This is a genomic window from Streptococcus sp. STR1/CE/0325, assembly GCF_055386095.1.
In genome coordinates this window covers 1,747,308-1,760,438 of record NZ_AP045018.1, presented here as the reverse complement: position 1 = coordinate 1,760,438, position 13,131 = coordinate 1,747,308, and the positions used below count along the sequence as shown (strand labels likewise).

Below are 13,131 nucleotides of genomic sequence, written 5' to 3'. Positions count from 1 at the left end.
ACAACATAAGGTAGTTTGAAGTTCAAACTATAATGATAGCATGACACCTAAGTCACTTTGATAATCAAAGGAAATATGCTATAATAAATTTATCTTGAAGAGAAAAGAGGAATGCCTATGACCGCAGTCATCGAGGTTAGGGACTTGAGCAAGTCTTTTGGAAGCAAAAATGCCTTAAATGGGGTGAATTTTGCCATTGGTGAGGGAGAGATTTTTGGCTTTTTGGGGCCGTCTGGTTCTGGAAAGACCACGACCATCAACATTTTGACTGGACAGCTCCTGCCGGATAAGGGTGAATCCCTAATCTTTGGCAAGTCCTCGCAGGATCTAGCTCCAGAGGATCTCAAACGCATTGGGCTGGTGTCAGAAGACAGTGGCTTTTATGAAAAGATGACGCTGGAAAAGAATCTCCTCTTTTTCAGTAAATTTTACGGGGTAAAGACCGTGGATGTGGATGCTATTTTAGAGCGTGTGGGGCTTTTGGACAGCAAGAAAAAGGTGGCAGAAAAGTTATCAACTGGGATGAAACAGCGCATGCTTCTGGCACGGGCTCTGATCAATCGTCCGTCGGTTCTCTTTTTGGATGAGCCGACCTCTGGGCTTGACCCTTCTACATCACGGGGTATTCATGAACTCCTCCTTGAGTTAAAGGCGCAAGGAACCAGCATTTTTTTGACCACGCATGATATGCACGAGGCGACACTCTTATGTGATCACTTGGCGCTGCTCAATCAAGGGAGCTTGGTTGAAGAGGGAAATCCGCAGGCCTTGATTCAGAAATACAATACCGATAAGGCGGTCGAAGTAGCTTACAAGGATGGGCACAAGGAGCGTGTGCCGTTTGAGGAGTTATCTAGTCTTGGCCATGTGGAGGAGATCTTGACCATTCACTCTTGTGAGCCGACCTTGGAGGATATTTTCATTCAGTTGACAGGAGGAAAGCTCAATGTTTAAACGATTACAAGCTCTTGTTTGGTTGCGTCTGCAAATCATTTTATCCAATAAAACCATTCTCATTCAGGTGATATTCCCCTTTATCTTTGCCTGTATCTATCGGATGATTCTTGAGTTCAATCACGGTGGGCAAGATATGAGATTGTTCTTCTTGCTTTTGACCTTGTTGATATCTTTTAGCATAGCAGTTGGTGGGACGTTGAGTTTGCTTCTCGCTGAGGAAAAGGAAAAACGGACGCTGCGCACGCTTTTACTCAGTGGTGTTAGTCAAAAAGAATATATCCTTTCTTCCTTATTTTTCCCCTTGGTTTTGGCGATTTTAATCACGGTTTTGGTGCCTTTAATCTTGAGCGTTCAGGTTCCTCATTACGGGTCTTATTTTGTGGTTTCCCTTTTAACGGCCTTGGCTCTGGTCTTTCTCTACCTCTTTATCGGGCTAGTGAGTAAGAACCAGGTGGCCTATCAGGTCATCAGTATGCCTGTCATGTTTCTCATTATGTTTTTACCTATGTTTGCCCTCTCAGATGCCAGCCCTCTGGTGAAAACCCTCAACGACAGCTTTGTTACAGGTCTATTGACCTATGCCTTGGCGGAGAATCCCTTTAAACTCAGCAGCCATTGGCTTAGTTTAGGCGCTCTTTTTGTCTGGATGTTTATCTTTATTGGACTTAGCCTCTTGCTGATCCCTAAGATGAAGCGTCAGGCATCTTGATGTTAGAACCTGCTTGAGACAGAAGCAGGTTTTTTTATATAATAAACATAAGGAGGTGATAGCATGATTGAAAAAGAAGCGATCGGAAAGCGGATTAGAGAAACGAGAGAAGCAAAAGGTCTCTCGAGAGAGCAGGTCTGTGGCTTAGAAGACGAGCTCACTGTGAAACAGCTCATGCGTATTGAGCTGGGATATGATTTGGTTGTAAGAAAAACTGAAATAATGGTGAAAATAGGTATCAGAAAGGTTGGGAAACATAGTTTCCCAGTCTATTTCTGATTGGTGTGGAGGAGTTTCATGTTGATGTCTATAATGAGATCTTTTTGACTGAATAAGCTGTTTGATTCGTCTTTTTAAGAGTAAGTGATAGCGCTTTCTTTTATTTTTTGGTATAATAAAAATGAAAAAAAGAAAGGGGATCGACAATGGCTACAAAGGAGCAAATAGGTAAACGTATCCGTGATGAAAGAGAGTATCAACACCTCTCAAGAGAGCAAGTCTGTGGTTCTGAAGAAGAGCTGACAGTCAAACAACTCATGCGTATTGAGCTAGGACGTTCTTTGCCGACTTTACCTAAGTTAGAGTATCTAGCAAAACGGTTGGGAAAAAGTGTAGCTTACTTTCTAGGTGAAGATAGTCTCGCTCTCCCCCAAGGGTATTTGGATAAGAAATATCAACTGATTAAACTACCAAGTTATGGTGATGCAGAACGTATTGCTCAAAAAATGGAGATATTAGAGGAAATTTATGATAGTTATATAGCTGTTTTACCAGAGGAAGAGTTATTTGCATTGGATATTCTGGAGAAAATGTGGGATTTTAGAATGACGGGTGAAGGTGAGCTAGTTAACATTATGTTTGAGGAGTACTTTAGTCAACTGTTAATGAAGAAAGCTTATAGTCTCAATGATCTATTGTTAGTCAGCTACTTTTGTATGCAGTGTCAGCATTCTTCTGATTTTTATCATTTAGAAATTATTAGAGAGACAATTTTGAAGCAAGAAGTTGTTGGTGATGAACTTTATAATGTTGAGTTGCTGGGAGTTTTAACTTCTATTGCAGGAATATATGTTAGCTACTCTACCTATGAAGGAATGTTAGATATTGTAGAAAAAGGTTATGAAATTATTAAAAAAAGTCAGCAGTATAGTGCCAAACCTGTATTTTTAATGCTTGAGGCAAAGTATAATATATTTAAAAATAATGTTGAGATGTCTTCAGTTCTATATGATACAGCGTTATCACTCGCATATGAACTTGATGATCAAATTCTTTATCAAAATTTACAACTAGAAAGAAATAGGGATATTAGAGAAAAATAAAGTTAAGATAGTTAGGAAATAGGGATACAGGTGTCCTTGTTTCTTAATTATTTTTTTCTTATAATCAAGACGTATTAAAAATAAAAGAGGAGAGTAAATAATGAGAAATCTACTATCATTCTTATTTACAATTTTTACAGTATGGTTTATTATTGGTCAATAAATTTTGAAGCAGAGTTGTTATTTTATGTATAGTTTAATGGAGGAATCAATTATGTCACTAAGATATTTTGTAGAATATTTTTTATCATTCTATAATGCTAGATTATTATGATATTTAATTAGTGGAAAGAGGAGAGATATGGGAGTTATTGTTATGCCTGCTATTTGGTTATCCAATTGGTTGAGTCATCATCTAGGATAGAATAAAGGAGATATTAAAGATGATTGGTTTAAATATTGTCTATGAAAAGAGTGAATTATTACATTCTCTAAAATTAGATATGGATTTAAAAAATGATGACTATGTGTTAGATTTTTTAGACTTTGATAATCAAAGCTTCGACGATTGTATCGATTATTTAGATTTCATCGGTTTTGAACAGTATATCTTTGTTTCTCTTGGAGAATCAGAACGGTTGAGACGTGTGGTGAAATATCTTGGTCAACAGTTGAATATTTCGTTGTCTCTTGTAAAATTAGACCAGTTGGACACATTATTATCTACTTTTGAAGTTGAACAGATAGAACAGGCTATCTTTAATAACACGAATTATCAGCAATTGGTTGATTTGAATGTTGAACAAGTTTATCAGAATGGTTACATGGCTTCTTATATGGGGAGTTATCCGTATCAATTACCGAAAGGCCTGATAAAACATCTTTATGTAGATAACTTGTCTCATTTCTTGTCTGAAAATGAAAAGCTGATACCTTATTTTGCAATGAATAGTGCTATTTACATCATTGCTAATAATGAGAGTATAGTCCCGTCACTTCCAGTCATCCTCAAAGATTTAGATTCTTTTGATGCTTCAATCTTTACTTGTGTCCAAGAAGACGAACTAATGGAGAGACTCACCGTTTGTCAACAATCTGGACAAGTGCTTGAGACGGGGTATGTCATGGATTATGGAGTTTTAACAGGAAGTTCTTCCTTCCATTCTATGGTATTTGAAGAAGGACAGTTTTATTTAGATCACCAAAGGTTGCTTAAGATAGGTGATTCAGGACAAACTTATCATCAGTTGGTCAATGAAGCCAGTATGGTTTTAACAAAGCAAAGAGAAGAGTTCACTGAGATTAGTGAAGGGTTGAAGCAGCTTTATCCTTTACTGACGATAATCTCAAATCAATACGGTCAAGTTTCCTTTGTATCACCTTTTAATACCTGTCATCTTCCAGCTAAGTTAGAAAAGACTGCTCCTGTTGCTTGGCTAGGATTTGAGTCAGAAGTTGATTATTTTGCTTATAATTTAAATCAAGGGAAGCTGTACCGAGTAAGTCAAAAAGTTCTGGAGCATATGGAATTTATCATGAAGCATGAACAGCACCCTGATCAAGTGATGAAAAATCAAGTAATGGAGATGTTGAAACGTTATGCTTGAGAGACTAATTTATAAACCTTTTAGACAGAGAGCTAGACAGTTAAACATTGTGGAAAACCTTTATGATGATGAAGATTTCTCAAATTATTATCACTTGATGATGACTCAAGATAGTTTCTTGAAAGATGATAAGAAGATTTATCAATCTTGTATTGATAAGCAACAATCTATTTTAGAAGTTGGAAGTGGAACTGGGAGACTATTTAATCCTTTATATCAAGAAGGTTATAATATTTATGGAATAGAGCCTTCTGAGGAGATGTCACGTTTTATTGTTCCAGAGGGACAAAATCGTATCTTTTCTCTAACATTACAAGAAATAGATCAGTTACCATTAAAACAAATCGAAGCAGTCATTATACCAGCTACCTCTATTAGTTTATTTAGTCAAGCTGACTTCGGGCTGTTTTTGAAGAAGATCTGTCAGACACAAGTGAATTTGGATAGAATTGTATTTGATTTTTTGAAACCAGAATTTTTTATGAAACATATTAATGATGTTCAAGTTGATAAAGTCGGTGAGAATAAATACTATTCTGTGAATTTCTATGATGTAGATGAGAACAAAATCATTTATAATTTGGTTAATTCAGAAAAACTAGGAATATCTATTAAATATTTGTACTCATACAATGATTTAAAATTGATATTGGAAAGGTATGGATTTGCACTCAGAATTTTAAAAGATGAGGTCTTTTATATGATGGTAGAGGGAAGAAGACAGAGATGACAAGAAATATTTTAATAATAGGTTCTGAGAGTCATGTAGCTAAAGATTTTATTCAGCGTTATCGTCATCAGTACGATCACTTAGTCGGAGTGGATCTTAAAGATCAGTCTCAGTTAGAATACTATCAAAAAATTGATTTTAGTCAGAAAGAGAGCCAACATCAATTTCTACAATTTTTAAAGGAGGTCTCTTTACAGTATTCAGATATTGTATTTGCACTCGGAATTAATCGAATGAACAACGTGTTTAGTGTGACCGAAGAGGACTGGGATGATACGTTTACTGTTAATGTAAAGACAGCATTGTTTACAATGAAATCTCTCTATCCTTATTTTTCTGAAGTGGTTTCCATTGTCTTTCTCGCTTCCCAAAATGGAGTGGTTGCTCATGAAAAAAGGATTGATTATGGAACTTCTAAGTGCGCTCTTATTCACCTAGCAAAAAATTTATCTATTGACTATGCGCGCCTAGATGAAAAAGATATTAGAATTAATACAATATCTCCCTCCTATATCCTCAATGAAGATAATGAGTACATGTTAAAGTCTCCTATGGGTAAAAGATTATTATCTAAAATTCCTTATAGAAAATTTGTTAACCTCAGGGATGTTAGTCAATGTATGAATTTCTTATTGAGTAATGCGAGTCAAGCTATCCGAGGACAGAATATAATCTTAGATTATGGTTATACGATTGTGTAGATAAAGGAGGACGATATGTGTGCCATGTTAGTGGAAGATTATGAGGAATTCCAATATAGTTCTGCAAATGGGAAAGAGTGGCTTTATAATATCAAAAATGATCGTATGATTGTTTCTACTCAATCTTTGAAGCCCTATATCAATACAACATCTGACACTAGCAATCCTTTATATGATTTTGCTCATTCTGAATATCGTCGGGGGAATTGGACAAATTGGCATATTTTTAGGATAACATTAGATAGTCAGAAGATAGTTCCGTTATATAAGACAGTCTTATTTTTGAATCACTGGTATATTATTTGGCCCATGTTAGCAATTAGTTTGTTTTTACTTAGTCAATTGGATATAGCTCAGATACAGACCTACAATCACATCTCATTATTTGAGGGAATTGTATTGTATAGTTTGATGATAGGGGTCATTATACCTTTTCATGAGTATTCACATTTTGCTATTTATTATTATTATCTTCGTCCTAAAAAAGTCACTTTTGGTTTTTCATTAAGGTATTTATCTTTACCGATGTTTTTTATCAAAGTTCCTTTCTATCAATTACTTGAGAAAAAGGAGAAAAAACGTCTAATATTAGCGGGCATTAAGTTTCAAATCGTTATTTGGTTTTTACTAGCGATTTGGAATTTAATATTTCCGTCCTTATTTGTTACTCATCTGATTATGTTTAATTTAGGCGTTATATTAACTAACTTGTTACCTTTTTTGAAATTAGATGGATACTGGTATTTGAGTACTTTGTTAAATGTTGATAGTTACATGCCTTATCTACAGTTGATGTTAAAAAGAGAGAAGCCATTTAGAATTGATATTTTCATATTAGGTGTATTCAACATCTTGTTAATTATAGTATCAATAGTGAGCTTGATTTATAAAATTCTAGTAATAGGTGGAAAAGTATGAAATCATATGCTTTATTAAATGGAAAATATACAGATAAAACAATTTGTGGTATTGAATTAGTTGAGGCTAATGGTACTTTTCTGTATGACAAGTATGGCAAAAAGTACTTGGATCTAAGAAGTGGTTTATGGAATACAAGCTTAGGCTATCAAAAAGAATTATATGACGAAGTATCTCATCAATTTCAAATGATTATGGACAAAAGGATGCCCTATTTAGATAATCATTCATTTTCTTACTCACTTTATGAGGGTCTAGCGAAAAGGATATTATCATTAGTGGGAAATCCGTTTAGACGTGTATTTTATACCAATTCTGGTTCTGAAAATACAGAAGTCGCCTTGAAGATAGCAGGATATATCAACAAGAAAGGAAAAAACAACAAAATTTTGGCTTTCAAAGATTCTTATCATGGTAGTTTCTTTGGCGGTGTTTCGGTCAGTGGCATAGATCAAGAAATCAATCAGATCTTTTCTCCTAAGTATGGTGAAGTGACTTTCTTACCCTTTCCTAAATACTCTTATCAGGAAAAAGAAGTACTAGATGATGTAGCTTTACTCGCAGAAGAATATGATGTGATGTTTATTGAACCGATTTTAGCATCGGCTGGTATTTATTACGCAAGTGTAGATTTTTTTAATCAGTTGTTAAAGATACTAAAACAAAACAATGTTTTAGCCGTTTTCGATGAAGTTGCCACAGGATTTTTTAAAACAGGGAAGCCGTTTTATTTTCACCATTTATCAGAACAGCCGGATATAATTTGTTTGAGTAAGGCTATTAATAATGGCATTACTCCATTTGGTTGCCTTTGCTTGAGTGAGCAGGTAGATGCCAGACTCAGGGAATCCGAAAGTATGAAAGAACATTTTTCAACGCAAAATGGGAATATCTTGGGAATTGTGGCAACAAATTTGGTGTTAGACTATTATGTAGAAAATGATGAGTGGTTATCTGCTAGAACAGAGACTATTGGTGAAATCATATCATCTGTTTGTGATCGACACCAGCTTTCTTATCGTAGAAAAGGATTGATGACTGCGATCAAAACAGAGGTGGGACGATCTCATTCTATTTTATCTGTTTTACAGAATTTAGGAATTTTAGTTTATCTGTATCAGAATGATGAGGAAGAGGGGATTACTATTATTCCTCAATTTATAGTAGATGATAAAACTTTGGAGAAATCTTTATCATTAATTGCTAAAAAATGCTGTTCTTAATTATAAACTTTGAGAGGGGTGATGAGCCATGAAAGCATGATTTAAAAGTCGGTGTACTTTATATTTTTACCTTGTGGGTATATTTTGGAGAAGTCGACTCAAATGAATTGTACAGTTGGTAGGGCATTGCTGCAGGTATTGCAGTTGCTACTGCTATCGTTCTCACTTAGTTAGTTTAGTATAAATTATAAATGGAGGTAGATCTATGTTTGATGATACTATGAAATCAGATGTTCTTTATTTTGAAGAAGTAAAAACTGAAGAGTTAGCAGGTAATGTAACAGATGGTCTGACGGGATTTGCACTAGGAATTGGATCTGTTGCGGCTGCTGCAACGATTGTTGCCTTAACTTAAAGAATTGTGAGGGAAGTATTCATGGAAGTAGTGAAAGATTATTACAAAGAAGATAATAAGTTGATTTTTGAAGAATTAAGCTCTATTGAATTAAATGGAGATGCTGCATTTGCAGCAGGATTTGGTGCAGGTGTTGTAACAGGTGGAATTATCTGGGGAGCTGTACTCCTAACTTAAACTTATATGTATAAATTAAATAACTTCTCTTTTTTATACGATAAAATAGAAAGGGAGTAAGATGAAAACAAAACAAAATCAATTTTTAGTTTCTGGTTTTTTGACTTTAATGATGGGGTTATTTGTACTGAGTAGGAGTATCGGGGAGTCTTCAGTGTCTTACGTCAAAGTAGGCGCTAGTCTTTTCCTAGTCTTCCTTAGTCTAGTTATCTTAATTCTTTCTTATAGAGCATCTAGAAAATAAAAAAACTAAATCAACTGTTGTATAGGCAGTTGATTTTTCTATCAAAAAAGAGTACACTGATGGTGAGCAGTTGAAAAGGTTTTCCTTTCGTGTGGTGAATAAGGAGGTTCGCTATGTTTAAGCCCATCTTTGTTGTAGCTATTTATCTGATCGCTCTTTTTTGTCTTCGGTCCTTGCATCTGGTGGATAATAATGAGACGGTTTTGTTGACGGTTGTCTTTTTACTGGTGACGATTTTTGTGACGAGGCTTAGCCGAAAAAAGGAAGGATAAGAGAGAAGTCCTAGATGGTGTCGTGCCCAATCACTCATAACCTTGTAAAGGAGTCAGAAATGGAAAAACAAAAACAATATTTAGCCGCTGGTTTTATAACTTTTTGGTTGGGAATCGTGACGCTCATATATGCTATGAGAGCTGAAACCATTTCTTACCTAAAGGTTGGTGTCAGTATTGTCTTGTTCATGGTGAGTGTGGCGATTCTTGCCCTGTCTTATCGTGCGATTAAGAAATAGAAACGAGGTTATTCGGATGGATAAAAAGATGACTGGTCTTTATCAAACTTTGGTCTGGGTCTTGGTCTTAGGATTTGGCGTAGCTCTTTATGTGCGTTCGCAACAGCACTTAGAGGCTTGGCAGTGGCTACTTGTTGGCTGTGCTCTTCTTTTGGCGACCATTTTGTCGGGTGGCATAGTGGCTAAGGTCTTGCAGCTCAAAAAAGGGTAGAGCTAGCTACTCTCTTGTAAAGAGGCTGTTGGCAGATTTTTCTAGACAAATCCTATTGCCAAATGAGCAAGAGTGTGGTATAATGCTATGGTATGTGGTGAATCTCACCTAAATCTAAGGAGGAGGAAGACTGATTATCATGGCTAAAGTATGTTATTTCACAGGTCGTAAGACACAATCAGGTAACAACCGTTCACACGCGATGAACAAAACAAAACGTACAGTGAAACCAAATCTTCAAAAGGTTACGGTTCTAATCGATGGTAAACCAAAAAAAGTTTGGGCTTCAGCTCGTGCGCTTAAATCTGGTAAAGTAGAACGCGTTTAATCGATAACAGAGTGAAAGCTGAGGACTCTTGTTCTGCGGCTTTTTCTTTTCGTCTATTATATGATGGTAGATGGGCTTGTCTTTTTTTACAAGTTCTGCTGAATATGATAAAATGAAAACAAAAGAAACACAGACGAGAGGTTATTTATATGACGGTGAAAATCAATACAAAAGACGGTCAAATCGAACTCACCGATGATGTGATTGCAACAGTGGTGGGTGGAGCTGCGACTGAGATTTTTGGTGTGGTCGGTATGGCTAGTAAGAGCGCCATTAAGGATAATTTTAACGCCCTGCTTCGTCGGGAAAACTATGCTAAGGGTGTGGTCGTCACAGCTGCTGAGGCTGGCATCTGCGTGGATGTCTATACGGTCATGAGCTATGGTGTCAAAATCAGTGAGGTCTCAAAAAATATCCAAGAGCGCGTGAAATTTAACCTAGAACACCAGTTAGGCATTTCAGCCGATGTGGTCAATGTGTATGTGCAAAATATTAAGGTCGTAGGAGAGTAAAATGGCAAAGATTACAACAAGTTTATTTCAAGGAATGGTGCAAGCAGCCGCGACGCGCCTTGGAAAACAAGCTGAGTACGTCAATTCTCTTAACGTCTTTCCTGTTCCAGATGGAGACACTGGAACCAATATGAGCATGACCATGGATAATGGAGCGAAGGAAGTTGCAGATAAGCCAGCTAAAAGTGTTGGTGAGGTGGGGCAGATTCTTTCTAAAGGGCTTCTCATGGGAGCGCGTGGGAACTCTGGTGTTATCACCTCTCAGCTTTTTCGTGGATTTGGTCAAGCCATCAAGGACAAGGATGAACTAGATGGTCGTGAGCTCGCTCAAGCTTTTCAATCTGGTGTTGAGGTGGCCTATAAGGCGGTCATGAAACCAGTTGAGGGAACGATCCTAACGGTTTCGCGTGGAGCCGCAGTCGCTGCCATGAAAAAGGCAGAAAGCACAGATGATGCAACAGAAGTCATGCAGGCAGCGCTTGATGGGGCTAAGGCAGCCCTCGCCAAGACTCCAGATCTGCTCCCTGTCCTCAAAGAAGTGGGCGTGGTGGATTCTGGTGGTCAGGGCTTGGTCTTTATCTATGAAGGTTTCTTGTCTGCTCTCACAGGTGACTATCTAGCCAATGAGGACTTTAAAGCGACTCCTGCTAACATGGCGGAGATGGTTAGTGCCGAGCATCACAAGTCTGTCATGGGACATGTGGCGACTGAGGACATCACCTATGGCTACTGTACGGAAATCATGGTAGCCTTGGGACAAGGACCAACTTATGTCAAAGAGTTTAACTACGATGAGTTTCAAGGTTATTTGAGTGGTCTTGGGGATTCCCTTCTTGTGGTGAATGATGATGAAATTGTCAAGGTGCATGTGCATACCGAAGATCCAGGTCTTGTCATGCAAGAAGGGCTTAAATATGGTTCCTTGGTCAAGGTCAAGGTCGATAACATGCGTAACCAACACGAAGCGCAGGTAGAAAAAGAAGCTCAAGCTGAAGTAGCTCGAGAAGAAAAAGACTATGGCGTGATTGCAGTGGTGGCTGGTGAGGGTCTTTCTGAGATTTTCAAATCCCAAGGAGTGGACTATGTCATCTCTGGTGGTCAGACCATGAACCCATCGACGGAGGATATCGTCAAGGCGATTGAGGAAGTTCATGCCAAGAATGTCATCATCCTACCAAACAATAAGAACATCTTTATGGCAGCCCAGTCTGCGGCAGATGTGGTGGAGATCCCTACGGTAGTGGTTGAATCAAGAACGGTCTCACAAGGTTTGACCAGTCTTTTAGCCTTTGATCCAAGCCGTAGCTTAGAGGAAAATGCGGTGGCCATGACAGCGAGCTTGTCTGAGGTGGTGAGTGGTAGCGTGACCTTGGCAGTTCGTGATACCACCATTGATGGTCTTGAGATCCATGAAGGAGATATCCTTGGCATGGTGGATGGTAAGATTAAGGTCTCTAATCCAGACATGATGACGGCGCTTTATGCGGCCTTTGATCACATGGTGGATGAAGATAGCGAGATTGCAAGCATCTACATTGGTGAAGAAGGCGATTCGGAAACAGCGCGTGCACTGGCGAGCTACCTTGAAGATACTTATGACGATCTAGAGGTGGAAATCTACCAAGGAGATCAGCCAGTCTATCCTTACCTCATGAGTGTGGAATAATGAAAAGAGAAGTTAGGAAACCTATCCTAGCTTCTTATTTTTCCTTGTATTTTACCATGAAAACGGTATAATAAAGGAAACAGTAGGGAGGTAAAGATTGATGGAGTTGATTTTTATGTTAGTGGGTGCTTGGCTTGTATTTTTCATTATCATTAGCATCTTGAGCAGCATTTATGTGGTTAAGCAGCAAACAGTGGCGATTATTGAGCGATTTGGTCGCTATCAGATGACGGCAACGAGTGGGATTCACCTACGCGCTCCTTTTGGGATTGATCGGATTGCTTCGCGTATCCAGCTACGGCTTTTACAAAGTGAGTTGGTGGTGGAGACCAAGACCCGTGACAATGTCTTTGTCACCCTCAATGTAGCGACCCAGTATCGGGTCAATGAGGCCAATGTCACAGATGCTTACTATAAGCTCATGCGTCCAGAGGATCAAATCAAGTCTTATATCGAGGATGCGCTCAGATCGTCTGTGCCTAAGCTAACCCTCGATGAACTCTTTGAGAAAAAGGATGAGATTGCCTTAGAGGTGCAACATCAGGTGGCAGAGGAGATGTCCACTTATGGTTATATCATTGTTAAGACCTTGATCACACGTGTCGAGCCAGATGCTGAGGTCAAGCAATCCATGAATGAAATCAATGCTGCCCAGCGTAAACGGGTAGCGGCTCAAGAACTAGCTGAAGCAGATAAGATTAAGATCGTCACAGCAGCAGAAGCCGAGGCTGAAAAAGACCGTCTGCACGGGGTGGGGATTGCTCAGCAACGTAAGGCTATTGTGGATGGTTTAGCCGAGTCTATTGAGGAGCTAAAAGCATCAAATGTTAGTCTCAGTGAGGAAGAGATTATGGCGATTCTTCTGACCAATCAGTATCTTGATACTCTCAATACCTTTGCTAGCAAGGGCAATCAAACAATCTTTCTTCCCAACTCACCAGATGCGGTCAATGACATGAGGACACAGATTTTATCTGCTCTTCAAGTGAAGGATCGTCACTAAAAAATGATGAAAAGAGG

At 38.2% G+C, this 13,131-nt stretch carries 17 protein-coding genes and 1 pseudogene; all 18 read left to right on the top strand.

The genetic code is table 11. The features are described from left to right. The first annotated feature begins 117 nt into the window (after positions 1 to 117). The 18 genes and pseudogenes from ACZ49W_RS08485 to ACZ49W_RS08400 all read left to right on the top strand — a co-directional run bounded on the left by ACZ49W_RS08485 (position 118) and on the right by ACZ49W_RS08400 (position 13,114). The gene (locus tag ACZ49W_RS08485) at positions 118 to 954 is read left to right on the top strand and encodes an ABC transporter ATP-binding protein (protein WP_464814852.1); all 837 of its coding nucleotides are present in this window, start codon (positions 118 to 120) and stop codon (positions 952 to 954) included. Next, positions 947 to 1,666, top strand: coding sequence for an ABC transporter permease (locus ACZ49W_RS08480; protein ID WP_464814851.1), 720 nt, complete (start codon positions 947 to 949; stop codon positions 1,664 to 1,666). Before ACZ49W_RS08485 ends, ACZ49W_RS08480 begins: the two co-directional genes overlap by 8 nt. A gap of 63 nt (positions 1,667 to 1,729) precedes the next feature. Then, positions 1,730 to 1,900 (top strand): annotated as a pseudogene (locus tag ACZ49W_RS08475) (helix-turn-helix domain-containing protein); the annotation flags it as partial. Between the two features lie 191 nt (positions 1,901 to 2,091). Continuing rightward, a complete protein-coding gene (locus tag ACZ49W_RS08470) occupies positions 2,092 to 2,988 on the top strand; it encodes a helix-turn-helix domain-containing protein (RefSeq protein ID WP_464814850.1) in 897 nt (298 codons plus the stop codon). Between the two features lie 383 nt (positions 2,989 to 3,371). Beyond that, positions 3,372 to 4,535 carry a hypothetical protein gene (locus ACZ49W_RS08465; RefSeq protein WP_464814849.1) on the top strand — a complete coding sequence of 388 codons (1,164 nt, stop codon included), beginning with the start codon at positions 3,372 to 3,374 and terminating at the stop codon, positions 4,533 to 4,535. Continuing rightward, a complete protein-coding gene (locus tag ACZ49W_RS08460; RefSeq protein WP_464814848.1) occupies positions 4,528 to 5,265 on the top strand; it encodes a methyltransferase domain-containing protein in 738 nt (245 codons plus the stop codon). Before ACZ49W_RS08465 ends, ACZ49W_RS08460 begins: the two co-directional genes overlap by 8 nt. Further along, positions 5,262 to 5,966, top strand: a complete 705-nt coding sequence (locus tag ACZ49W_RS08455; protein ID WP_464814847.1) for an SDR family NAD(P)-dependent oxidoreductase — start codon at positions 5,262 to 5,264, stop codon at positions 5,964 to 5,966. Before ACZ49W_RS08460 ends, ACZ49W_RS08455 begins: the two co-directional genes overlap by 4 nt. 24 nt (positions 5,967 to 5,990) lie before the next feature. After that, on the top strand, positions 5,991 to 6,884 hold the full coding sequence (locus ACZ49W_RS08450; protein ID WP_464814846.1) for a hypothetical protein: 894 nt from the start codon (positions 5,991 to 5,993) through the stop codon (positions 6,882 to 6,884). Further along, complete coding sequence (locus ACZ49W_RS08445) at positions 6,881 to 8,107, top strand: aminotransferase class III-fold pyridoxal phosphate-dependent enzyme (RefSeq protein ID WP_464814845.1); 1,227 nt, start codon at positions 6,881 to 6,883, stop codon at positions 8,105 to 8,107. Before ACZ49W_RS08450 ends, ACZ49W_RS08445 begins: the two co-directional genes overlap by 4 nt. A gap of 205 nt (positions 8,108 to 8,312) precedes the next feature. Beyond that, complete coding sequence (locus ACZ49W_RS08440) at positions 8,313 to 8,462, top strand: hypothetical protein (RefSeq protein WP_464814844.1); 150 nt, start codon at positions 8,313 to 8,315, stop codon at positions 8,460 to 8,462. A gap of 21 nt (positions 8,463 to 8,483) precedes the next feature. Continuing rightward, positions 8,484 to 8,639: a hypothetical protein gene (locus ACZ49W_RS08435; protein ID WP_464814843.1), complete on the top strand. Its 156-nt coding sequence runs from the start codon at positions 8,484 to 8,486 to the stop codon at positions 8,637 to 8,639. A gap of 357 nt (positions 8,640 to 8,996) precedes the next feature. Beyond that, positions 8,997 to 9,155, top strand: a complete 159-nt coding sequence (locus ACZ49W_RS08430; RefSeq protein ID WP_464814842.1) for a hypothetical protein — start codon at positions 8,997 to 8,999, stop codon at positions 9,153 to 9,155. A gap of 59 nt (positions 9,156 to 9,214) precedes the next feature. Continuing rightward, positions 9,215 to 9,394, top strand: coding sequence for a hypothetical protein (locus ACZ49W_RS08425; protein ID WP_464814841.1), 180 nt, complete (start codon positions 9,215 to 9,217; stop codon positions 9,392 to 9,394). 16 nt (positions 9,395 to 9,410) lie between these two features. Continuing rightward, positions 9,411 to 9,605 (top strand): hypothetical protein, encoded by a 195-nt coding sequence (locus tag ACZ49W_RS08420; RefSeq protein WP_464814840.1) that lies wholly within the window; start codon positions 9,411 to 9,413, stop codon positions 9,603 to 9,605. Between the two features lie 139 nt (positions 9,606 to 9,744). Continuing rightward, entirely contained in the window at positions 9,745 to 9,933 is a 189-nt protein-coding gene (gene rpmB / locus ACZ49W_RS08415; protein ID WP_464814839.1) for a 50S ribosomal protein L28, read from the top strand. Positions 9,934 to 10,082: 149 nt separating this feature from the next. Then, positions 10,083 to 10,445 carry an Asp23/Gls24 family envelope stress response protein gene (locus ACZ49W_RS08410; RefSeq protein WP_464814838.1) on the top strand — a complete coding sequence of 121 codons (363 nt, stop codon included), beginning with the start codon at positions 10,083 to 10,085 and terminating at the stop codon, positions 10,443 to 10,445. A gap of 1 nt (position 10,446) precedes the next feature. Beyond that, a complete protein-coding gene (locus tag ACZ49W_RS08405) occupies positions 10,447 to 12,111 on the top strand; it encodes a DAK2 domain-containing protein (protein WP_464814837.1) in 1,665 nt (554 codons plus the stop codon). 100 nt (positions 12,112 to 12,211) lie between these two features. Continuing rightward, positions 12,212 to 13,114 carry an SPFH domain-containing protein gene (locus ACZ49W_RS08400; protein WP_464814836.1) on the top strand — a complete coding sequence of 301 codons (903 nt, stop codon included), beginning with the start codon at positions 12,212 to 12,214 and terminating at the stop codon, positions 13,112 to 13,114. Positions 13,115 to 13,131 lie beyond the last annotated feature (17 nt).

Bases quoted from the DNA above. Each gene is read 5' to 3' on its own strand.
- ACZ49W_RS08485 (WP_464814852.1), top strand. From the start codon at position 118: ATGACCGCAGTCATCGAGGTTAGGGACTTGAGCAAGTCTTTTGGAAGC.
- ACZ49W_RS08480 (WP_464814851.1), top strand. From the start codon at position 947: ATGTTTAAACGATTACAAGCTCTTGTTTGGTTGCGTCTGCAAATCATT.
- ACZ49W_RS08470 (WP_464814850.1), top strand. From the start codon at position 2,092: ATGGCTACAAAGGAGCAAATAGGTAAACGTATCCGTGATGAAAGAGAG.
- ACZ49W_RS08465 (WP_464814849.1), top strand. From the start codon at position 3,372: ATGATTGGTTTAAATATTGTCTATGAAAAGAGTGAATTATTACATTCT.
- ACZ49W_RS08460 (WP_464814848.1), top strand. From the start codon at position 4,528: ATGCTTGAGAGACTAATTTATAAACCTTTTAGACAGAGAGCTAGACAG.
- ACZ49W_RS08455 (WP_464814847.1), top strand. From the start codon at position 5,262: ATGACAAGAAATATTTTAATAATAGGTTCTGAGAGTCATGTAGCTAAA.
- ACZ49W_RS08450 (WP_464814846.1), top strand. From the start codon at position 5,991: ATGTTAGTGGAAGATTATGAGGAATTCCAATATAGTTCTGCAAATGGG.
- ACZ49W_RS08445 (WP_464814845.1), top strand. From the start codon at position 6,881: ATGAAATCATATGCTTTATTAAATGGAAAATATACAGATAAAACAATT.
- ACZ49W_RS08440 (WP_464814844.1), top strand. From the start codon at position 8,313: ATGTTTGATGATACTATGAAATCAGATGTTCTTTATTTTGAAGAAGTA.
- ACZ49W_RS08435 (WP_464814843.1), top strand. From the start codon at position 8,484: ATGGAAGTAGTGAAAGATTATTACAAAGAAGATAATAAGTTGATTTTT.
- ACZ49W_RS08430 (WP_464814842.1), top strand. From the start codon at position 8,997: ATGTTTAAGCCCATCTTTGTTGTAGCTATTTATCTGATCGCTCTTTTT.
- ACZ49W_RS08425 (WP_464814841.1), top strand. From the start codon at position 9,215: ATGGAAAAACAAAAACAATATTTAGCCGCTGGTTTTATAACTTTTTGG.
- ACZ49W_RS08420 (WP_464814840.1), top strand. From the start codon at position 9,411: ATGGATAAAAAGATGACTGGTCTTTATCAAACTTTGGTCTGGGTCTTG.
- rpmB (WP_464814839.1), top strand. From the start codon at position 9,745: ATGGCTAAAGTATGTTATTTCACAGGTCGTAAGACACAATCAGGTAAC.
- ACZ49W_RS08410 (WP_464814838.1), top strand. From the start codon at position 10,083: ATGACGGTGAAAATCAATACAAAAGACGGTCAAATCGAACTCACCGAT.
- ACZ49W_RS08405 (WP_464814837.1), top strand. From the start codon at position 10,447: ATGGCAAAGATTACAACAAGTTTATTTCAAGGAATGGTGCAAGCAGCC.
- ACZ49W_RS08400 (WP_464814836.1), top strand. From the start codon at position 12,212: ATGGAGTTGATTTTTATGTTAGTGGGTGCTTGGCTTGTATTTTTCATT.